This window comes from Bacteroidota bacterium, from assembly GCA_016722565.1.
Taxonomy (GTDB): Bacteria; Bacteroidota; Bacteroidia; order 2-12-FULL-35-15; family 2-12-FULL-35-15; genus 2-12-FULL-35-15.
In genome coordinates, this window is record JADKIU010000004.1 from 314202 (window position 1) to 335616 (window position 21415).

General features: G+C 36.1%; 19 protein-coding genes. 8 read left to right on the top strand and 11 right to left on the bottom strand.

The window, feature by feature from the left end; all coding sequences use genetic code 11:
* Positions 1-5: 5 nt before the first annotated feature.
* Positions 6-491 carry a 2-amino-4-hydroxy-6-hydroxymethyldihydropteridine diphosphokinase gene (gene folK, locus IPP64_14435; protein ID MBL0330577.1) on the bottom strand — a complete coding sequence of 162 codons (486 nt, stop codon included), beginning with the start codon at positions 489-491 and terminating at the stop codon, positions 6-8.
* 127 nt (positions 492-618) lie between these two features.
* Between folK and IPP64_14440 the strand changes: the two genes are divergently transcribed.
* A complete protein-coding gene (locus IPP64_14440) occupies positions 619-2142 on the top strand; it encodes a PQQ-dependent sugar dehydrogenase (protein ID MBL0330578.1) in 1524 nt (507 codons plus the stop codon).
* Between the two features lie 252 nt (positions 2143-2394).
* Here the strand turns inward: IPP64_14440 and IPP64_14445 are convergent, their stop codons facing one another.
* The 8 genes from IPP64_14445 to IPP64_14480 form a co-directional block, all read right to left on the bottom strand.
* Entirely contained in the window at positions 2395-3771 is a 1377-nt protein-coding gene (locus tag IPP64_14445) for a hypothetical protein (protein ID MBL0330579.1), read from the bottom strand.
* A gap of 182 nt (positions 3772-3953) precedes the next feature.
* Positions 3954-4775 carry a toll/interleukin-1 receptor domain-containing protein gene (locus IPP64_14450; GenBank protein ID MBL0330580.1) on the bottom strand — a complete coding sequence of 274 codons (822 nt, stop codon included), beginning with the start codon at positions 4773-4775 and terminating at the stop codon, positions 3954-3956.
* A 179-nt stretch (positions 4776-4954) separates the two neighbouring features.
* The gene (locus IPP64_14455; GenBank protein ID MBL0330581.1) at positions 4955-5503 is read right to left on the bottom strand and encodes a hypothetical protein; all 549 of its coding nucleotides are present in this window, start codon (positions 5501-5503) and stop codon (positions 4955-4957) included.
* Positions 5504-5708: 205 nt separating this feature from the next.
* Entirely contained in the window at positions 5709-6113 is a 405-nt protein-coding gene (locus IPP64_14460) for a hypothetical protein (GenBank protein ID MBL0330582.1), read from the bottom strand.
* Positions 6114-6407: 294 nt separating this feature from the next.
* Positions 6408-7265 carry a TonB family protein gene (locus tag IPP64_14465; protein MBL0330583.1) on the bottom strand — a complete coding sequence of 286 codons (858 nt, stop codon included), beginning with the start codon at positions 7263-7265 and terminating at the stop codon, positions 6408-6410.
* Between the two features lie 149 nt (positions 7266-7414).
* Positions 7415-8236, bottom strand: a complete 822-nt coding sequence (locus IPP64_14470; GenBank protein ID MBL0330584.1) for an alpha/beta hydrolase — start codon at positions 8234-8236, stop codon at positions 7415-7417.
* Between the two features lie 133 nt (positions 8237-8369).
* Entirely contained in the window at positions 8370-9341 is a 972-nt protein-coding gene (locus tag IPP64_14475) for a T9SS type A sorting domain-containing protein (GenBank protein ID MBL0330585.1), read from the bottom strand.
* Positions 9269-9964: a hypothetical protein gene (locus IPP64_14480; protein ID MBL0330586.1), complete on the bottom strand. Its 696-nt coding sequence runs from the start codon at positions 9962-9964 to the stop codon at positions 9269-9271. Before IPP64_14480 ends, IPP64_14475 begins: the two co-directional genes overlap by 73 nt.
* Before the next feature lie 153 nt (positions 9965-10117).
* Between IPP64_14480 and IPP64_14485 the strand changes: the two genes are divergently transcribed.
* From IPP64_14485 to IPP64_14500, 4 genes are all read left to right on the top strand, one after another.
* Positions 10118-11728, top strand: coding sequence for a PHP domain-containing protein (locus IPP64_14485; GenBank protein MBL0330587.1), 1611 nt, complete (start codon positions 10118-10120; stop codon positions 11726-11728).
* Positions 11729-11839: 111 nt separating this feature from the next.
* Complete coding sequence (locus IPP64_14490; protein MBL0330588.1) at positions 11840-13348, top strand: GH3 auxin-responsive promoter family protein; 1509 nt, start codon at positions 11840-11842, stop codon at positions 13346-13348.
* 19 nt (positions 13349-13367) lie between these two features.
* Complete coding sequence (locus tag IPP64_14495; protein MBL0330589.1) at positions 13368-14156, top strand: hypothetical protein; 789 nt, start codon at positions 13368-13370, stop codon at positions 14154-14156.
* Between the two features lie 146 nt (positions 14157-14302).
* The gene (locus IPP64_14500) at positions 14303-14929 is read left to right on the top strand and encodes a deoxynucleoside kinase (GenBank protein MBL0330590.1); all 627 of its coding nucleotides are present in this window, start codon (positions 14303-14305) and stop codon (positions 14927-14929) included.
* Between the two features lie 89 nt (positions 14930-15018).
* Here IPP64_14500 and lysA read toward each other — a convergent pair whose 3' ends face one another.
* Positions 15019-16191 carry a diaminopimelate decarboxylase gene (gene lysA / locus IPP64_14505; protein MBL0330591.1) on the bottom strand — a complete coding sequence of 391 codons (1173 nt, stop codon included), beginning with the start codon at positions 16189-16191 and terminating at the stop codon, positions 15019-15021.
* Between the two features lie 53 nt (positions 16192-16244).
* Positions 16245-17555 carry an aspartate kinase gene (locus IPP64_14510; GenBank protein MBL0330592.1) on the bottom strand — a complete coding sequence of 437 codons (1311 nt, stop codon included), beginning with the start codon at positions 17553-17555 and terminating at the stop codon, positions 16245-16247.
* A 151-nt stretch (positions 17556-17706) separates the two neighbouring features.
* Here IPP64_14510 and gldF point away from each other — a divergent pair, with 151 nt between their 5' ends.
* From gldF to IPP64_14525, 3 genes are read left to right on the top strand one after another with little or no spacing between them, the layout of a single operon-like run.
* Positions 17707-18456 (top strand): gliding motility-associated ABC transporter permease subunit GldF, encoded by a 750-nt coding sequence (gldF, locus tag IPP64_14515; protein ID MBL0330593.1) that lies wholly within the window; start codon positions 17707-17709, stop codon positions 18454-18456.
* A 59-nt stretch (positions 18457-18515) separates the two neighbouring features.
* Entirely contained in the window at positions 18516-20207 is a 1692-nt protein-coding gene (gene gldG / locus IPP64_14520) for a gliding motility-associated ABC transporter substrate-binding protein GldG (protein ID MBL0330594.1), read from the top strand.
* Positions 20207-21253, top strand: coding sequence for a hypothetical protein (locus IPP64_14525; protein ID MBL0330595.1), 1047 nt, complete (start codon positions 20207-20209; stop codon positions 21251-21253). Before gldG ends, IPP64_14525 begins: the two co-directional genes overlap by 1 nt.
* Positions 21254-21415 lie beyond the last annotated feature (162 nt).

Sequence of the window (21415 nt, forward strand, 5' to 3'; positions counted from 1 at the left end):
AAAATTTAGGATTTAAGTTTGACTTCTAATTCATCAACACACCCATTCAAAAGTTGCTTTATTGTTTTCTTTAGTAATGGATGAACAAAATTACTCGCGATTTCATTCATCGGAATCAATACAAATTTTCGCTCTTGAATAAACGGATGTGGAACTTTTAATTCCGGTAAATCAATGATATGATCAGCGTAAAATAAAATATCAATATCGATGGTGCGCTCTTGCCACTTATCATTGGTGCGCTTTCTTCCCAATTGTTCTTCTGTTTCTAAAACAATTTTCAATAAATCAATGGCTGAAAAGGAAGTAGTGATTTCAATCGCTTGGTTATAAAATTCAGGTTGATTTTCATTTCCCCAAGCTGCTGTAATATAAATGCTTGATTTTTTAGCAGTCGAGCTTAATTTTTTCTCCAGTAAATGGATGGCCTGTTGCAAGTTTTCCTCCTTGTTACCTAAGTTTCCGCCCAAAAGTAAATAGCATGTATTCATTGTTGTCAAATATAGAAACTAAATGCTATCATCCGAATGTATCGAAATATAATTTTTTCCATCGCGTGATTTTATTACATTTGTTATACAAATACAATTCATTTTAAAATTATAAAAAATTAAAACCATGAGTAAAAAAATACTAGTTACACTTTCTCTTTTTATGGTTGCATTCTTTTCTGTTCATGCACAAACGTTGCCGGGGACTTATACCGCAACCAATGTTGTTACAGGAATTACATATGCTTCCGATTTTGATTGGATGCCCGATGGCCGTTATGTCGCTACACAAAAAGGCGGAACCGTATTCCCTGCAACAAGTGCCTTGATTCGCATTTTTAGTGCAGCTGGTGTTTCGTTGGGAACCTATTATGATTTAACAGATTCTGTTGATGCTGATTTCGAGCGAGGTTTGTTGGGCATTGCTGTGGATCCAAATTTTGCTACCAACGGTTATGTTTATGCCTACTACAATTATCGTAACCCTGCTCAAACGAAATTGCAAATGCGCGTGGTGCGTTTTACCACTGTAGGGAATGTTGGAACAAATCCTACGATTATTCTAAACATTCAATATGCTACTTCTTCCGGAACATTTGGTGGAAATCACTTTGGTGGAATTATTCGTTTCCGCCCATCACAACCGGATAAATTGTATATCCAAACAGGAGATTTGGCTTATCAGCAAACAAATCCAACTTTAAATTATGCAAATAAATTAACGAATCCCTACGGTAAAATTTTGAGAATCAATTCCGATGGAACCATTCCAACGGATAATCCTTTTTACGATGATGGAAATCCCGCAACTGGGAATGATGATCGTATCTGGTCGTATGCACACCGTAACATGTATGGAATGTGTTTTAGTCCTGTAACTGATTCAATGTACTCCAGCGAAAATGGATTGAATGCTTGGGATGAATTTAATATCATTCACAAAGGTGGAAATTATGGATGGGCGAATTGTGAAGGTGATTTTATTAATAGCTCAACAACAACTCCTTGTGCTTTGGTTGGTGATGTTGTGCCCATGGAAACTTGGGGAACACCATTGCCTGCAGTAACAGGATGTTTATATTATTCAGGAACTGTAATGCCGGAGTTCAATAACCACATGTTGGTTTCTGATAACGATTATGGTAGAGTATATGATTGTACCTTAGGAAATGCTCCTGCATACGATATCATTACAACACGTTCAACATGGTTTGATAATACACCTTCCGGTACTGGTGGTGGATTGTTGGCAATGAAGCAAGGTGCTGAAGGTTGTATCTATATTTTAAGAGGTGGTTACACTCCTTCCGGTGGTGGCTATATTATGCGCGTTTGTCCAACAGGTTTAAGTGTTGGTTCAAATGTTTCTACAGGTAATTCAATCGGACAAAATTATCCGAATCCAACTACCGGTGCTTCTCAAATTGATTTTACAGTTGCTGAAGCAGCTTTTGTTTCTATCGAATTATTTGATGTAACCGGACGAAGCGTAAAAACAATTTTTAATTCAGAAGTACAATCCGGTAAACATACTGTTGATGTAACTGGAATGGAGAATTTTTCTAACGGAAGCTATTTCTATAAAATGGTTGTGAAACAAAACAACAAAATTGTACATGCTGAAACAAAAAGAATGTTAATTGTGAAATAATATTTGCGATAACGAAAATAAAAAGCTCTCGATGTTTCGAGAGCTTTTTTTATTTAACATTTCCCGGCTAGGCGCAGTTGCGAATTTGAAAAGCAAAACTGTCTTTACCGATAACTTTATTAAATGTACTGAACTACATTGCAAATACAACAACAATTTGCGCGAAGCGCACCTTTGAAAATTGTATTTGCATCTTGCACAAACTCCGCATAGCTTGTAGGTGATGTTATTAGCTGAACGCCACACACAGTTTTATTTTTCGTCTTTAAAGGGGGCTAAAAACACTTTCTGAAACTCACCTTCATAAATGTCAACCATTTCAAATGTTGGCTCATAATCTTGAATTAAGTTGTTTACCGTTTTATGAAAATATTCTTTAATACCTAAACCGTTAATTAATTGAATATGTCGTTCGAACTCAGATGCACAACGAATGTGATACGGAAATTTTTCTAGTAGTTGGAGGCTAAGATTGTTAACTCCGAAATAGTCAATTACGAAACCTTTTACTTTGTCAAGAAGAATGTGATTGATGTTTAAATACCAGTCTTCAAGAGTTAATACGAGAGGATAGAAATTCATAGTCTCATCATATTTAAGAGTCGGGTATTGGTTATTTTTATATTCTAAATAAGTCTTATACAATTGACCTATGAACTCCGCCATTTTTTTTAGGTCACGTTCTAAACTTTCAGTTATTTCAAGCGATGATTTGGAATCCAGTCGCATTCTTTTGGTTTTACATTCAATAAACAAAACCGAATCTTTATCTGTAATTATCCAATCAGCGGTTCCTTTCTCTGGCTTTCCATATTTTTCTTCTGCGATTATTTTAAGGGTAGGATTATTACAACTTTTCTTAAGCACTTCGCCAACATAATTTTGAAAAGAATTACCAAAGGCATTATCAAATCCTTTTTCGTTAAATATCCAATAATAGATTCCGCTTGTAATTTGCCAATAGATGAAAAGAGGAATTATAGAGAAATGACTTAAAAATATCTTTATCATTTCAGCGGTTAATGCTTTGGCACTTGAAGTAAATGGCAAAGCAGTCCTGAAATTTGAGCCAATCCAAGTAAAAAGAAAAAAGCCCACAAGGAATAACTGCTGTGTTGTAAGATTGAACTTGTTCGAAATAATGTCAGAAAGAGTTTTGTCTGAATATATCTGGTAGTAACGGAAAATCGTCTCTCGGTCATACCCGACTTGCCATTTGAATTGTCTATGCGCAAGTCGGTTAAATTCGAGAATAATGTTGTCAACGGTGTTGTATTTATTACTTATTGTTTCTTCAAGTGTCCCCCGAAGATAGTTTACTGTACTTGCAAAATGTTTGAATTGTTTTAGAGAATATTTTGTTGGTGCAAAGTCACAATTTAAAATAATTTCTTTTTCTAAAAGTTCCAATTCATGATCAAAAAGCCCTCTATACTTACGAGCAAATTTATCAGGTTCGTAAGGATTAAATTGTAAGGGTTTTTCAATGTCACTTGGGAATTCTTTATCAAACGTATAGTTCCTTGAATAGCCCCAAATTAAGTATAGACTATCAATAACATTGAATTGAGCAAGTTTGTTTCTGAAAGGTCTGTATGTTTCGAATAAACCATCGTCTCGATTCTCCACTTTGTCTCTTTATTATTGTAAGTATTATGTTCTGGCGGTTTGCTTATAACGGTTGCGGGCTTGGCGAAGGTGGCGATTTTCACCACAAATGTTGATGCGGAGAACCAAACTTTGATTAACCACAAATGTGTCTGCGGAGCACTGAACCGCCACTTTTGCCAAACCCGTGTTATGCCCAGTGGCTATTTTATTTTTTGATTAAGTAATTGTTCAAAGTCCACCATAAGGTCTCGTGATATTGATATTTCAACGTCCCCACCTGTCACAGCGCCACCAGTTCCAAAGCCCATTCCAGAGCTGGTTTGATTTACAGTTAAATGTCCGTTGAGTTCTGTTTTCTCTAATGATTTTAAATCTCTTATTAAACTGTTGTCTCTCATTCCAAGTGGTATCTTGAGTATTGTCCCCTTCGCCATTGTCTTGCATTGCGCTATGACTTGGTTTATCTGTGCATTATTTACACTAATTGAAGTGAAAAGTTTTACAAGATTGTCTCCAAGTGTATATTGCTTTTCAAATGCTATAATATTTTGTGCTAAAGCGTCAAAGTCTGTTTTCAATGCACCTTTACCGCCAACCGCTGTCTGAATGCTTTTTAAAACCAATTCAAGTTGAGAAGAACTGTCGGCTTGAATTGCACTTAAATTTATCAATGGCATAGGAAGTGTCCCTGGTGTAATTCCACTATGACAAACAGGAATTGTCGGTATTTCTGGTCCACCATTCTTAACGCTAACTGAATTTCTAATCCAAACAGCTCCCAACTCAAAGTTTATCCAGTTTCGTTTTACAGAAATAGGACTAATTAAATAAATTGCTCCAACACAGTTAGTCAAACCGTCTTCAATTCTTTTTAGAAAATTTGCTCCAGCAGGAATTGTCTTACCGTCCGAAGAAACAAAAACTTCAACAAAGCCGCTAAACTCGTCTTCAATTGCTTTCTGAATTGTCTGCGCAAGGACTGTCTCCTCGTGAATGTGTGATAGAAAAATTAATGCTGCCATATTTATGTTTGTTTATTGTTTGTTTCGTGTAGTCCTACCATTGGGCATAACGGTTTGCCGCCTTGCGTTGGCGGATTTTCGAAGCGAAATCATGTCGCCAAGAAGAATTAAATTTAAGAAAAATAATTAACATTTTTACTCATCTGCCCGCTAATGCAAGACGGCTGTTAGCAGTAGTGTTAAAGTCTAGTTAGCACGTCCAGTCTTTCTTTAAGCCTGATCACAAATATATCATCTTCTTTTTCTTTTGTTAAAATTAATTGATTCAGATAGTCTTCATTACTTTTTTCAGTATTAGTAAGCGCCAGATAAGAAGAGCACCTTACGTGCCAATTTCGACTATTATTTAAGTCAAAAATAGGTTTTAGGTCTAATGTAGTTGGTTTATATATTTCCTCTAGCCTATTCAAAATGAATACTTTTGTGAAATTGTCTTTTTCTGTATTTAACGCACTAATTAATCTTTTTGTGTCTTTTTCACTAAAAGTATTTCTGAGTATGTGTCCAATAACAAAATATATGGATTGTCTTACTGAGTCATCACTATTGTTTTCGAGGGAAATATACAGGTCACTTAAATAATTCAAGTCCTTTAATTCTCTAGCTTCATTAAAGGCATGTGAGGAAATTGTCTTTTCGCTTTCATATAGACCATTCACTTTGACTTCTCCTGGTAGATAGGAGTCGTTTTGCATTCGGTCTATTAAGTCAATAATATAATTTGTCATAACATTACTGCTAACGTTTTCAGGCTACACGCAGTGCGGAATAAATAACCACAAAACTGTCTTGAGCGAAAACCTTCATTAAATGTACTGAACTAAATGGCAAATGCAAAAAATATTCTGCCACTAAAAAAAAGCATTTGCATCTTGCACAAACTCCGCTTTGCGTGTAGCCTGTGTTACCAGCTGTTCTTTCGATCGTGGATGTCTAGCGTGGAATTCTTCCTTCTACCACGGGTTGGCCCGTTGCAAGAAATTTATTAGTTGTACGCACAAATTCAAAAACACAATTTTCTCTGGAAAACATTACGCTTTTTAGTGTTGCGAAGTCTCCCTTTGTTCTTGGGAGTTCAATGCATTTAATTAATTGTCTGTTTTTAGTAAATGCCAAAATATTTAGGTCTTCGCGATACTGTCCAGCTTTTTTTGCAGCGGTCAGGTTTATTTGCGTTTCAAGTTCTAATCTTTCAATACTCCAATAAGTCGGTATAATAATTAAGGTGTCCCATTCAAAATTTGTCAAGGTGTCTACCCGGAAAGTAACCGAAGAATCGCGAATTGCTTGTTTTGTCAGCTGGTCGAACTTGCTTTCTAATAGACTGTCTGATGTCAATTCAATTTGATTGGCTGTCTGGGACTCGTTGACACTATTGTTAGATTTTTCGTCAACGGTGTTTGAACAGGTCGTCAACGAGAGAGAAATTGATAGAAGGAAAAGTAGTCTCATATTATTCTAAATGTTTCTTAGTTGAATTGCTGGTAACGTTTTGCAGCTACCCGAAGGGCGGGACTTTTACCACAAAGCTTGATTTGAAAAACTAATGTTTGATTGACCACAAAACTGTCTTTGGAACACGAAACCCCGCCTTTTGGGTAGGTGCTGTTATATGTGCTTCTTTTTCTCTCGTCATTTGTCGTCTTTATATTCTATTGTAAAACTTATTGGTAAAACCATTTTCATTTCAATAGGCAGTCCAAATCTTGTTCCTGGAACAAAGGTCAACAATTTTACAACTCTTATTGCTTCTTCGTCTGTTGAAGTCGTTATACCTTTTTTAATCTCAATGTCTTTTACGTTACCAAGTGTGTCAACCGTGAACCCTACATAAACTTTTCCTGTCACACATTCACCTGTCTTTGGGTATCTTAAATTTTCTTGGATAAATTTTTTCAGTCCAATGTCGCCACCGTCTTTGAATGTTGGTGGACTGTCTGGGTCAGCAAAAATTACTTCGTCATTGTCAAAGTGTTTTCTTTTGGCATATTGCTCAATTTCTGTAATCTCGTCTTGGAAATAAGAAGTTGTCCGTAAGCAGTTGTAAGTCCAAAAGGTGTTTTTTGCCTTTGGAAATTTAAAGTCATTGTTTACTTGTCCGAAGTAAGTTTCATTTTCTCCATAAACAATATATTTTTTACCTATTTCAAATCTTATTCCGCAGTCGCCACCACCAAGTCCTGTGTAAATTGTCAAGGTGTCTTTGGTTATTTTGCCTTTGTAAATATCTTGAACTAAAAAGTCGTAACGAGCAATAGTCATTTTACTCATAGGCGAGTTTCTCATTGTCGTGTCGTTTGGGAACATTTTAAGAATTGTAGAGTCGGTCAGCGTAACAATTTGTTTGTTTAAAATTGTTCCGACAACTACTGCGTCTGCGTGTTTTACTTCTTCTTGAACTGTCCTTTGTCCAATGCAAGAACAGGCGAGAAGTCGTCCCGAAATACTAGTCAAAAGTATAAATGTCAATATGGTTACTGTCGTTTTCATAGCATTACGCATAACGTTTTGCAGCTTGGCGAAGTGGCGGATTTAGAAGCACTTACTTTCAATTTAGCACTAATGTTCATTTGAAAACCAAATGTTCAATTTAGCACTGAACCCGCCATTTTGCCAAACTGCTGTTGTGCGTTCGGCTTTTATTCTGATTTGTTTAATGTCCAAATTATGGCTTTTTCTTTTGTTGCTCTAAAAATAGTATTATGCTTTTCTTTTGGTTCTGGTGAATATTTCCATATAATATTAGGTAAATTTTCATCTTTTAATATATCAGCCATTTTACCCACCGTCTCAAAAATATCTTCTGCACCTGAACCTGCAAACCAAATTCTTTTTTTGTTTGGTGAAAATTTGTTTAAATGCTCCTTGGCAGTTTTTATAAGATACTTGTCATTCCACCAAAGTGAAGGGTCAAACGCAATATAATTATCAAACATATCGGGTGAAAGAAAAAAAGTCTCTACTACAAACAAGCCTGACAATGATTCTCCTATTAAACTTTTTTCAGAAGTTGTTCTATATCGTTTACTAATTTCAGGAAATAGTTCTTCTTTAATAAAAGCTCTAAATTTTTCAGAACCGCCTACTATTGTTGCGATTTCTTTATCTTTTGCTACTTGTGTTGGACCTGTTAAATCTCTTCTTCGTTGTGTGTTCGCAATGCCAACTAATATAATTGGTGGAATTTTTTTAGTCTTAATTAGTTCCGCAAGTGTATTCGCAATATGAGGGAAATCTTCTTCAATAATTCCTCCGTCAGCCATATACATTACTGGTAAAGAATCTGTACTTGATTTATACTCTGGTGGTGTCCAAACATTAATATTTCTTGTTTCTCCAACTTGTTTTGATTCTATTGTAAATTCATCGTGAACAGGGATTGGGTCGTTGTATTTTTGTGCATTTGAACAACTTGTAAGTGTTACAAGTATAAAAAGTAAGTTGTAATAAATTATTTTCATATGTTCTGTTTTTGTCTGTTTATGTTTTTGTACACTGTCGTTTTAAGCTGACGCACAACTTAAATATATCCGCCATCACATGGCGGTAACATCCATACCGTTAGATATATAACCGCCATAACGTGGCGAATATTTATCTCCCTACAACCAACTTTATCAGTCGCTTTCCAGTATTGCTTTGGATTTTACAAATGTAAATTCCTGCACTTAGTTTTGATGTATTGATATTTATTTTTTGATTGCCTTTTTGCATGTCTTCATTGGCAATTTCCATCACTTTTTTTCCGGTGATGTCCAACAAGGAAACCATTACTTGTGAACTTTCTCTTAAAGTAAATATAAGTGTGGAGTTTTGATTGGATGGATTCGGAAACAATTGTGTGTTTTGAATGCTGTTTACAGCTTCTTCAATTCCTGTAGTGTTGTTGGGTGTAATGAATACGCGATACACTGTATCGTTGGCACTGCTGCTTCCAAAGTTTCCTTCCTGCGCACGGATTCCTCCGTAAATGTAGCCGGCTAAAATTTTTGTGTTTGGCAAATCGCGGATGCGAATCACTTCATTTGCATAACTGGAAACATGTTTGGTGGGAACAAATTTTGCATTCGACCCTAACAATGCCGGAAGATTATTAGGCATAAGACATTCTTCGTAAATGCCAATGGAGCTGCACGATAAGGTGCTGATATCGTCAACAAATGGCACATCTGTATCACGTGTTAAGATACTCGTGGTATCATTGAAATTATGCAAACTGATGCCACCAAAAAAGGTCGTATACATTTTTTGTGTAACAGAATCATAAATGGGCATCAATGCACACGTATACTGATTCATAATTTGTTCATACGTGTATACACTCGTTGCTGCGGTGTTTAAACGAATAGGCTCACGAAAAGGTAAGTTGGAATCTTTACGAAATACTCCACCATAAATGCCAATACCAAAAGTGTTGTCGGGATTGATGATTGGTGCGCTGTTTAAATCTCTTCGATGGTAATTGAGTGTATCCAGTTGGTAGCTGAAACCACTTAAGCTAATGGTTGTGCCATCATCGGTGATGTTAAATTTTTTGATGCGATCACTATAAGTTTGAGTAAACAATGGAGTAGGGGATCGGAGTAACGGCCTCCGAAATTATGTCCCATAATTAAGTAATAATCATTTCCTATTTTTCCCAACTCTCCACCACAGATCGATAAATTGGTGTCTGCTACTTGTCGAATAGTCGGTGCAATGGGTTGTGCATTGATAACGGCATCAATCATATTGTCGACATGAATGGCTGTGAGTTTTGGAAAACTCACAAACATACTTGCAACACTATCATATCCGTAACCGCCTATCATGTATAAATAGTTTCCATCCTGAATGTACTGCATGTTGGTGGAGCGCATTGGGTCGGCAATGGATTGAGGTAATTGATTTAAGTCGGCTGAATAAAATAACCACGTAGCAGTATCAATAACTACTACAGCATCGTTTTTGTATTCAGCTGGAAAACCGCCACTGCTGTTTAGTCCATGCAATCCATTGGTGCGTCCGCCAATAATCAACCATTTGTCGCCCGATTGTGCAAATGCAAACGAGTGCAATGCGGGCAAGGGTGCTGCAATCACTGGTTCAATTTGAATGGTGTAGGGTGGTAATGGCCCAAACTGAGCGGAAAGGGTGGGTGTAAATAGAATCGTGAAAACTGCTAAAAATACTAATTTTGATAGACGCATGATTTGATATTTATTGAAATGTAAATATAACAACAATTTCTTTTATTTCCTTCTCAAAACTCCTCATCCCCTTTGATTAAAAACGTTAAATTCGTACTGTAAATCTTACATCCCGATAGTTATCGGGATTAAATTTTTCAATTTGTAGTTTTCATGACCACTGAAGAAATAGCACACGCCCTTAAAATAACAGCTCAGCTAATGGAGTTGCACGAGGAAAATCCGTTCAAGATTAAATCCATCGCCAATGCTGCCTATAAATTAGATAAAACCGATATCGATTTGCAAGGAAAATCGTTGGAGGAGCTGGAGAAAATCGAAGGCATTGGCAAAGGAATTGCAGCAAAAATAAATGAATTGCAATTAACCGGGAATTTAAAAGAGCTTTCGGAAATGGTTGCAAAAACGCCTGTTGGTGTAATTGAAATGTTAAGAATAAAAGGGATTGGCCCCAAAAAAGTCGGACAACTTTGGCGGGAATTGGAAATTGAAAGTGTGGGTGAATTGCTTTATGCTTGTAATGAAAATAGACTAGTAACCCTCAAAGGCTTTGGTGCAAAAACACAAGCTGCTGTTAAAACGCAGATTGAATTTTTTAAATCCAATATTGGTAAGTTTCATTATGCTTCGGTTGAAAAATTTGCAATGGATTTGGTTGAATTTTTAAAGAAAAAATACAAAACCGAATTTGTTTCTTTAACAGGTGCAATGCGAAGAAAATGCGATATCATTGAAAAAGTAGAGATTTTAATAGCTGCGGATGCAGTTTTTTCAGCTGGAGAAATAGAAAATTCAAAAGAGGTAACGGTTGAATTGATTAAATGTTCAGAAAATGAATTTTATGCGAAATTGTTCGAGACCACTGCAACGCAAGAACATTTAAAACAATTAAGAAATCCTAAATCGAACATCCTTCATCCTAAATCTGAAATAGCGATTTATCAAGCCTACGATTTGCAATACATTGAGCCTGAATTACGCGAAGGACTGAATGAAATTGAACTAGCCAAAGAAAATAAAATTCCGAGATTAATTGAGTTGTCTGATTTGAAAGGCATTCTTCACAATCACAGCACATACAGCGATGGAATGAATACATTGAAAGAGATGGCGGAATATTGCAAAGAATTGGGTTATGAATACCTCGGTATTTGCGATCACTCTCAATCTGCTTTTTATGCCGAAGGATTGAAGCCGGATCGAGTTTTTGAACAACATGCAGAAATTGAAAAACTCAATAAACAGTTGGCGCCCTTTAAAATTTTTAAAGGGATTGAAAGTGATATTTTAAATGATGGTTCACTGGATTATTCTGAAGATGTATTAAAATCATTTGATTTTATTGTTGCTTCCGTTCATTCCAATTTGAAAATGACAGAAGAAAAAGCAACGGCTCGTTTGTTGAAAGCTATTGAAAATCCATATACCACGATACTCGGACATCCTACAGGGAGATTGCTGTTGTCGCGACCGGGCTACCCAATCGATCATAAAAAAATTATTGATGCTTGTGCTGCCAATGGTGTAATCATCGAATTGAATGCACATCCGTATCGTTTGGATATCGATTGGCGCTGGATTCCATATTGTTTGGAAAAAGGAGTTAAGATTTCGATTAATCCAGATGCACATGAAAAATCCGGTTATCACGATATGTATTATGGAACCTGTGTTGCTCGCAAAGGGATGTTGACGAAAGAAATGTGTTTTAATGCTCTTTCGCTGAATGAAATGGAAACATATTTTACTAAAAGAAAAAGTTAATCGTAACTATAATGTCATCTCGACCGAAGTGGAGAGATCTTGCAAATGGCAAAGTGAATTAGATTTCTCGGCTATACTCGAAATGACAAGCAATAGTATAATAATTTCAAAATGCCTATATTAAACAGTATTGCTTCTTGGTGGATGAAAAAACGAATGCATCAGATTGAACTGTTCATGAAATATCCTGATGATGTTCAAAATGAATGGCTGGTGAAGTTAACACAGTCGGCAAAGGATACAGAATGGGGTAAAAAGCATGACTATAAAAACATATTCAATGCCGAGCAATTTAAAAAGAATGTTCCGCTACAGGATTATGATTCTCTAAAACCATTTATTGATAGAGTGCGCAGAGGAGAACAAAATGTTTTATGGCATTCGGATATAAAATGGTTTGCAAAGTCATCAGGTACAACCAATGATAAAAGTAAATTTATTCCTGTGAGTGAAGAATCCTTATATGATTGCCATTATAACGGTGGTCGTGATATGATTGCAATTCATTGTGCATTAAATCCGGAGACGCAACTATTTACAGGAAAAAATTTGGCCTTAGCAGGGAGTTTGGTAACAGATCATTTTGGAAATTACGAATCTCAAAATGGGGATTTGTCGGCAATTGTGATCAATAACTTACCACGTTGGTGGGAGTTTTTTCGCGCCCCCGATATGGACATCGCATTGATGGATAAATGGGATGAAAAATTGGAACGCATTGCAAAGGCAACGATGAATGAAAATATCGTGAGCTTGGCAGGAGTGCCCTCCTGGATGCTCCTTATCATGAAACGTGTGTTGGAAGAAAGTGGTAAAAAATCCATTGCAGAAGTCTGGCCAAATTTGGAAGTGTATTTTCATGGCGGTGTGAAATTTAGTCCGTATCGCGAACAATTTAAAACCGTTTTTAATAAACCGGATTTGAATTATTTGGAGTTATACAATGCAACAGAAGGCTTTTTTGGAATACAAGATCAGCGTAATTCAGAAGAGTTGTTGTTGATGTTGGATTATGGTATCTATTACGAATTTATTCCTGTCGATGCTTCTCAAACAAATAAAACAATTTCATTGGATGAAGTGCAGTTGGATGTGAATTATGAAATGATTATTTCTACAACGGCCGGATTGTGGCGCTATCGCTTAGGAGATACCATCAAGTTTACATCTTTGTATCCTTTTCGTTTTAAGATAACGGGTAGAACAAAGCATTTTATGAACGCATTTGGTGAAGAAATAATTGTGGATAATGCCGACAAAGCACTGGCGATTGCTTGTGAAAAAACAGGGGCTCAAATTGCTGAATATACTGCTGCACCTGTTTATATGAAAGAAAATGAAACAGGAGCACATGAATGGTTAGTGGAATTTGATGTGCCACCAGCTAGTATCGAATACTTTACTGAAGTATTGGACAATGCATTGAAGTCAATCAATTCGGATTACGAAGCAAAACGATATCAGAATTTAGCTTTGAAACAACCGCTTGTTAGATTATTGCCTCAAGGTACATTTTATAAATGGTTGTACTCCAAAAATAAGTTAGGTGGTCAGCATAAAGTGCCTCGGTTGAGCAATGATCGGAAGTATGTGGAAGAGATTCTTAAAATGGCAGAATAATTGTTACCTTAGAGCTTCGATGAGAATCATTCTGTATATATTACTATTTATTTCTACTACGGTCTTTTCGCAAGACAAGTATTCACACATCAAAACCATCGAAACAGAATCCGACTTTTTTACCACCGATAATCAAAGCAATGTGTATGCGGTGAAAGCAAATGAGTTAACGAAATATTCTAAAGAAGGGAAATTACTTTATAAATACAGCAACAAAAATTATGGGAACATCACTTTTGTTGATGCTTCTAACATGATGCGTATTCTGATTTTTTATAAGGAATTTCTTCAGGTCGTGTATTTAGATAATACGTTAAGTGCAAATGGAGAAACCGTAAGTTTTGATAAAATCGGTTATCAGCAAACGCAACTGGTTTGTTCATCGCACAATAATTGTATGTGGATTTATGATCAGCAAAATTTTTCATTGATCCGCTTGGGTCGTAATTTGGAACAAATTCAGCAAACCAACAATTTAAATGCACTTCAAAATGATACACTGCAACCAAACTCAATTTTGGAATACGACAATCGCGTGTATCTGAATAATCCCAAGTCGGGAGTTTTAATTTTTGATATTTATGGTACCTATTATAAAACCATTCCAATAAAAAACGCCATTCAGTTTCAACCGATTGGTGATTGGGTGTATTATAGAGAAAATAAAAAGGTGAAGGCGTATAATATCAAAACCACAGAAGAAAAAGAATTTGAAATGCCTATCGTTGATTTCAAGAGTTTTCGTTTAGAAATGGGCGTTTTACTCCTGCAAAGTGATAAATCCATTGCGCTTTTCTCTTCAGAATAGTATCCCGTAAAATCCTTCAATTATCCCCCATTTTTCTACCTAAAAAACTTATCCACAATTTTCATTTTTTTTCTTGCACAGCATTTTAGTTTTCGTATTTTCGTTATCGGTTTTAAAGATTATTTAAATTATTTTATTCTACTCATATGCATATAGCAATCGCAGGAAATATTGGTGCCGGCAAAACAACGCTTACTACACTTTTAGCAAAACACTATAAATGGCAACCTCATTTTGAGGATGCAGACGATAATCCTTATTTAAATGATTTTTATGATGAGATGCAACGTTGGTCGTTTAACCTTCAAGTGTATTTCTTAAATTCTCGTTTCGGACAAGTACAACAAATTCGTAACAGCGGAAAAACGGTTATTCAGGATAGAACCATTTATGAAGATGCGTACATCTTTGCGCCCAATTTACATGCAATGGGCTTGATGACCACTCGCGATTTTGAAAATTATTTTGCACTATTCAAATTGATGGAGTCGTTTATTTCTCCTCCTGATTTATTGATTTATCTGCGTGCCTCCGTTCCTACTTTGGTCAACCAAATTCAGAAACGCGGGCGCGATTATGAAAATGCCATTCGTTTGGATTATTTAAAACGTTTAAATGAACGTTACGAGGCGTTTATTACTTCCTATGAACAAGAACATCCTGGAGCGAAATTGTTGATTATTGATGTCGACAATAATAATTTTAATGAAAGTGCTGAAGACCTTGGAATCATCATCAATAAAATTGATGCTGAGATTAATGGGTTGTTTTAAAATTAATGTGAGATGGAAAATGTGAGATGGAAGATGTATCGCTTCCATTTACCATTTTACATCATCCGTTTTCCATCCCGAAAAGTTTATTATACCTCATCCGAATAAACACTCTTCACTCTGTCTCGTAAATTATAAGCCGAACTCATTACCTCTCCGTAAGCACCTGCTGTGCGCAAAGCAATGATGTCGCCTCTGAAAGTTTCCGGTAGATTTACAGCTTTCCCAAAACAATCAGAGCTTTCGCAGATTGGACCAACAACATCGTACTTTAGTTGTTGGTTGTTAGTTGCTGATTGTTGGTCTTTAGAAAGATTTTCAATTTTATGATACGCTTGATAAAGTGCAGGCCGCATCAACTCCGTCATTCCGGCATCCAAAATCGCGAAATTGGTGTTCACCCCTTTTTTAATGTAAAGCACTTTCGAAATCAATGTGCCGCATTGAGCAACAACAGCTCTTCCCAATTCAAAATGAACTTTTTGTCCGGGACGTAATTCTAAAAAGTCGTTGTACAATTTAAAATAAGCAGCAAAATCTACAAAACGATTTTTGTCCGGTTCGTGATAATCTACGCCCCAGCCACCGCCAACATTAATGTTTTCGATGGTGATTTTATGACTAACAAACCACGATTGGATTTCGTTTACTCGAATACACAAGGTTTTGAAGGAGGTGATATCCGTAATTTGTGAACCGATGTGAAAATGCAATCCAATCAGTTTTAAATTTTTAAATTCTTTTAAGGCAGCAATCACGCTATCAAGTTCCCATAAGTTAATTCCGAATTTGTTTTCCTCTAAGCCGGTTGTGATGTATTTATGGGTGTTTGCATTTACATTCGGATTGATGCGCAATGCAATGTTGGCAATCGTTCCTTTTGCGTTTGCTAATTCATTAATGACTTCCATTTCTTGTAAACTTTCACAGTTGAAACAAAAAATGTTGTGGTCTAATGCAATGTTTATTTCTGCATCACTTTTTCCAACGCCTGCAAATACTATGTGTTTGGGGTCAAATTTGCATTCAATGGCTTTTTTTATTTCATTTCCGCTCACACAATCAGCCCCTAATCCATAGGAACGAATAATGTCTAAGATTTTATTGTTTGCATTTGCTTTGGTGGCATAATGAACAATAAAACCATATTTATCACTTTCCTTTTTTAATAATTCGAGTGTTTGTTTTAACACATTTACATCGTAATAGTAAAATGGAGTTGGAATGCTTTTGAATTTAGTTACAATATCTGGTTTGAACATTTTTTTCTTTTTTTCTCCCTCTCCTTTTTCAAGTAGAGGGTAGGGGTGAGGTTCTAGAACAATCCTTTGTTTAAAGCAATAAGAGTGTCTTTTTTCAATTTCGAATCAACCAAAATGGAGACGTTGTTTTCACTTCCTCCATAAGAAATCATTCGTATCGGAATGTTTTTTAAAGCATCAAAAATGCGAAGTGCATAACCTTGTTTTTCTGCAGCAAAACTTCCTACAATACAAACAATGGTTAAATCAGTATCCACTTTTACAGAACAAAATGTCGCTAGCTCTTGGAGAATGGCTTCTAAGTTCTTGGTATTGTCGATGGTCAATGATACAGCAACCTCTGAGGTGGTGATCATATCAATCGGTGTTTTGTAGCGTTCGAAAATTTCAAATACGGCACGTAAAAAACCATAGGCCAATAACATTCGTCCGGATTTAATATTGATAGCGGTAATTCCATCTTTAGCAGCAACTGCTTTAATACTATCTCCGGTTGTTTTAGAGCTGATAACCGTTCCTTTGGCATCGGGTTGCATGGTGTTTAATAAACGAACCGGTATGTTCTTCGTTTGGGCGGGAAGAATACAAGTCGGATGTAATATTTTAGCTCCAAAATAAGCCAACTCGGCTGCTTCATCAAAAGATAGTTCTGCAATCGGGTGGGTTTTGTCCACCACCCTCGGGTCGTTGTTGTGCATTCCATCAATGTCAGTCCAGATTTGAATTTCTTCCGATTGAATGGCCGCTCCAATAATGGTTGCGGTGTAATCGCTGCCGCCTCGTTTCAAATTATCAATTTCCCCAAATGCATTGCGACAGATATAACCTTGGGTAATGAATAAGGCCGCCTTTGGATGTTTTTGGAGTTCCGGTTTGATATTGGTTTCAATGTAATTCATGTCCGGCTCTTCATTTTCATCAATACGCATGAAATTGAGTGCAGGAAGTAACACCGAGTCAATTTTTATTTCTTCCAAATAGAAATGAAAAAGAGCTGTTGAAAGCAATTCGCCTTGCGCTAAAATAGCGCGCTCTTCATTAATGGTGAACATATCCATGGTGAATGCGCGCAAATAAGCGAAATGTGAATCGAGCAATTCGTTCCCTTTTTTTAGGGCCGATTCGGTGGAATAGAGTTGGTTGACAACATCTCTGTACTTCTTTTCTAAGGAGTCAATCAATGTTTTTGCTGTATCGTTTTCCTTTGCATAAAGGGTGTTTGCAATTTCAACTAAATTGTTGGTGGTTCCGCTCATAGCAGATAAAACCACAATTTTCGGTGCATTGTCGTTAATTAACTTTGCCAATGCATGCATCCGTTCTGCTGAACCGACTGATGTTCCGCCAAATTTTAAAATTTTCATAACAAATTGAAGGTTGTATAAGGGTAGCAAATTTAGAATAATTTAACAAACCACCTGAACTTACTAAGAATCGATTGTTAAATAATTTGTATCTTAGCATCCATAATTCATCCCCGCCATACTATATAAATAGTATTTTTGCAATCACATTATGTTTACACTATTAAAAAAGGAAATTCGCAGTTTTTTAAGTTCATTCATTGGCTATATCGCCATTGGTGTATTTCTATTGCTGATTAGCTTGTTCATGTGGTGGATTAAATCGGATGCAAATTCAAGCAGTAATTTGAATGTGCTCGATAGTGGCTATGCCAGCATCGATTCGTTATTTATTATAGCACCTTGGGTTTTTCTCTTCCTGATTCCAGCCATTACGATGCGCTCGTTTGCCGATGAGAAAAAAGCGGGGACAATCGAATTATTATTAACCCGTCCGCTAACTGATTTGCAAATCATATTAGCGAAATATTTTGCTGGATTTATTTTAGTCCTTTTTTCCTTAGTGCCAACCTTAATCTACTATTATTCTGTCCACCGCTTGGGCAGTCCAGTCGGAAACATCGATACAGGTGGAATGTGGGGTTCTTACATTGGATTATTATTCTTAGGTGCTGCTTTTGTATCCATCGGAATATTTGCTTCGGCAATTACAGATAATCAGGTTGTTTCCTTTATTCTGGCCTTATTTCTTTGTTTTTTCATTTATACAGGATTCGATTTTATCAGTTCGTTTTCCCTTTTCGGAAAAATTGATAACATCATATTAGCATTGGGAATCAACAATCATTACATGTCGATGAGTCGTGGAGTGGTGGATACCCGTGATGTAATTTATTTTGTGAGTTTAATAGCTGTTTTTATTTTAGGTACACGAACAGTTCTGGAAAGTCGTAAGTGGTGATCAACGAATTACAAATTAGATACTAAAAATACGAATAACGAATAAAGCGAATATTGAAGGTGAGTAAAACAAGAAATAAAAAACGAGATTTATTTTCATTGGGTTTAGCAATCGCATTCTTGCTGATGCTGAACTATGTGGGTTCGTTTGTGTTTCATCGTTTCGATCTTACCAGCGAAAAGCGATATACCTTATCAGATGCCACCAAAGAATTGCTTAAAAACTTGGATGATGTGGTGTTTGTGAAAGTGTACTTGGAAGGAGATTTTCCTGCAGGATTCAAGCGCTTAAGAAACGAAACAAAAGAAATGTTGGATGAATTCAGAGCCTATTCAGATAATAATATCGAATATGAGTTTATCAATCCATCGGATAATCCAGATAAGAAACAACAAAACGAATTCTATAAACAGCTTTATGAAAAGGGATTGCAACCAACCAATCTGGAAGTAAAGGATGATAACGGAACCTCTCAAAAAATTATTTTTCCTGCAGCAATCGTTACTTATAAAACAAATGAAATTCCTTGGCAATTGCTAAAAACGCAGATGGGGCGTTCTCCGGAAGCGCAATTAAACAATTCAATTCAGTCGCTGGAGTATGAATTTGCAAGTTGTATCCGAAATTTAAGTGTGTTAACACGCCCGCAAATTGGTTTCATTGAAGGACATGATGAGTGGGATACCACCTATGTGCAAGATATAGCAGATGAATTAAGCGAATTTTATTCTGTGAAACGACTTGCCATCAACGAGCAATTGAAGGCATTGGATAATATGTCGGCTATTATTATTGCAAAACCGGATTCATCATTTAGTGACAAAGATAAATTCATCATCGACCAATTTATCATGAAAGGAGGAAAAGTACTTTGGTTAATCGACCCAATGTATACAAGTCCGGATAGTTTACGATTGAATGGCGGAACACTTTCTGTTCCTTACGCATTGCGATTGGATGATATGTTGTTTAAGTATGGTGTGCGCATCAACCAGGATTTGATTGCCGATGTGCAATCCTCCGTTATTCCGGTAAATGTTGCAATGCGCGGACAACAAGCAGATATACAAATGAAGCCATGGGTTTTTTCTCCATTGATTTTATCTACCAGCAACCATCCGATTGTAAAGAATTTAGATGTTATTAAAATGGATTTTGTTTCCAGTATGGATACGGTGCAATCAAAAGGAATCACAAAAACAATCTTATTGCAATCGTCAAAATACTCTAAAGCAATTCTTTCTCCTGTGCGTGTTGATTTGCGTTTGGTGAATATGCCGATTGAGGAAAAGCGATTTAATAACCCATATCGAAATGTAGCTGTTTTGTTAGAAGGGAAATTTGAATCGGTATTTAAAAATCATTTAAATCCGATGATTGCGAAAGACAGTGCAATAGGGTTTAAGCCGGATGGCGTGGAATCAAAAATGATTGTAATCTCTGATGGGGATGTGATTCGAAACGATATCGATTATCGTTCTCAAAAGAAACTACCATTAGGATATGATAAGTACACGAATCAAACCTATGGTAACAAAAATTTCATTTTGAATTGTGTGAACTATTTGTGTGATGATTCAGGTTTGATCGGTGTGCGCGCTCGTGAACTTACCTTGCGTTTGTTGGATAAGAAAAAATTGAAAAATGATCGATTGAAATGGCAGGTGATAAATAGTGGTGTTCCATTGTTGTTACTGGTCTTATTCGGAATCATCTATAATATTAGACGTAAACGTAAATACTCATCCTGATGCCTAAAAAGAAAAAAATAGCTATCGCCTTACTGATGGTAATGATGTCTTCCCTTACTTTTTGGTTTGTTATTAAAAACAAAACAGGAACGATAAGTGCGGAGATGAAAAATTTTGCAGTAAAAGATACGGCTTCCATTGATAAGATTTTTTTGGCCGATAAAAATGGTCGCAACCTGACCTTGGAAAGAGGGAAAGATGGCATTTGGAAAGTGAATGGGAAGTATTTCGTTCGTATGGATGCTTTAGAAACGTTGATGAAAACATTTGCTCGAATTGACGTGAAAGAACCTGTTGGCAAAAAGGCGCAAGATAATGTGATGAAACGATTGGCAGCAAAAGCAGTGAAGTGTGAGATTTATCAGCATGGAGAACTTACCAAAGCCTATTATGTAGGTTCGGAAACGCAAGATAAAACCGGTACAGAAATGATAATGATTGATATCAGTACCATGAAGGCAATGGAACGTCCCTTTATTACCTATATTCCTGGTTTTGAAGGATATTTAACCACTCGCTATTTTACTGAAGAAAGAGGGTGGCGTGATCGTACTGTTTATAAGTACAACCCGAATGATATAAAATCAATACGAATGGAAGTTCCTTATAACCCAACATTTGGTTACGAATTAACGGTGAAAGGAAATAACGATTATGAAATAAAAATGTTGTCGGATAATCAGCTTGTTCCGGATGTTGATCCATTAGCCGTTAAACAGTATTTGTCCTATTTTCAAATCTTAACTTTTGAAAGTTTTGAGGTGGATTTAAAACAACCACAAATCGATTCTGTTTTAAAATCTCAACCCATTAATATTTTAACAGTTACTGATAAAGATGGGAAACAAAACAAAGTGAAATTTTATGCACGTGCACCCAAAACAGAAGAGGTGGATAGAAATGGGAAGCCTGTTAAATTTGATCAGGAGCGAATGGATGCTTTGTTGGATAATGGAATCGATTTTGTAATGGTTCAGTTTTTTATGTTTGGTAAAGTAATGCCATCCGTTGATTATTTTGAAAAAAGGAAGACCACAAGGGCCTAAGCCGGCAGAGAAGCCAAAGGCCTAGTTTTTATTAACCGAAAAAATATAAAGTCCCTGTAAATAGGGACTTTTTTTGTTAAAAAGTCGGTAGAAATTAAAATTTTAAAGGCACATTTTTTTTGTTTTAATCTATATATTTGCTTATTCAGAAATTGAAAAACT

What these genes read in the sequence shown, in the direction of transcription:
- IPP64_14450 (MBL0330580.1), bottom strand. Translation starts at nt 4,775, where the DNA reads ATGGCAGCATTAATTTTTCTATCACACATTCACGAGGAGACAGTCCTT.
- IPP64_14440 (MBL0330578.1), top strand. Translation starts at nt 619, where the DNA reads ATGAGTAAAAAAATACTAGTTACACTTTCTCTTTTTATGGTTGCATTC.
- IPP64_14465 (MBL0330583.1), bottom strand. Translation starts at nt 7,265, where the DNA reads ATGAAAACGACAGTAACCATATTGACATTTATACTTTTGACTAGTATT.
- IPP64_14490 (MBL0330588.1), top strand. Translation starts at nt 11,840, where the DNA reads ATGCCTATATTAAACAGTATTGCTTCTTGGTGGATGAAAAAACGAATG.
- folK (MBL0330577.1), bottom strand. Translation starts at nt 491, where the DNA reads ATGAATACATGCTATTTACTTTTGGGCGGAAACTTAGGTAACAAGGAG.
- gldF (MBL0330593.1), top strand. Translation starts at nt 17,707, where the DNA reads ATGTTTACACTATTAAAAAAGGAAATTCGCAGTTTTTTAAGTTCATTC.
- IPP64_14500 (MBL0330590.1), top strand. Translation starts at nt 14,303, where the DNA reads ATGCATATAGCAATCGCAGGAAATATTGGTGCCGGCAAAACAACGCTT.
- lysA (MBL0330591.1), bottom strand. Translation starts at nt 16,191, where the DNA reads ATGTTCAAACCAGATATTGTAACTAAATTCAAAAGCATTCCAACTCCA.
- IPP64_14480 (MBL0330586.1), bottom strand. Translation starts at nt 9,964, where the DNA reads ATGCGTCTATCAAAATTAGTATTTTTAGCAGTTTTCACGATTCTATTT.
- IPP64_14495 (MBL0330589.1), top strand. Translation starts at nt 13,368, where the DNA reads ATGAGAATCATTCTGTATATATTACTATTTATTTCTACTACGGTCTTT.
- IPP64_14485 (MBL0330587.1), top strand. Translation starts at nt 10,118, where the DNA reads ATGACCACTGAAGAAATAGCACACGCCCTTAAAATAACAGCTCAGCTA.
- IPP64_14510 (MBL0330592.1), bottom strand. Translation starts at nt 17,555, where the DNA reads ATGAAAATTTTAAAATTTGGCGGAACATCAGTCGGTTCAGCAGAACGG.
- IPP64_14455 (MBL0330581.1), bottom strand. Translation starts at nt 5,503, where the DNA reads ATGACAAATTATATTATTGACTTAATAGACCGAATGCAAAACGACTCC.
- IPP64_14470 (MBL0330584.1), bottom strand. Translation starts at nt 8,236, where the DNA reads ATGAAAATAATTTATTACAACTTACTTTTTATACTTGTAACACTTACA.
- IPP64_14525 (MBL0330595.1), top strand. Translation starts at nt 20,207, where the DNA reads ATGCCTAAAAAGAAAAAAATAGCTATCGCCTTACTGATGGTAATGATG.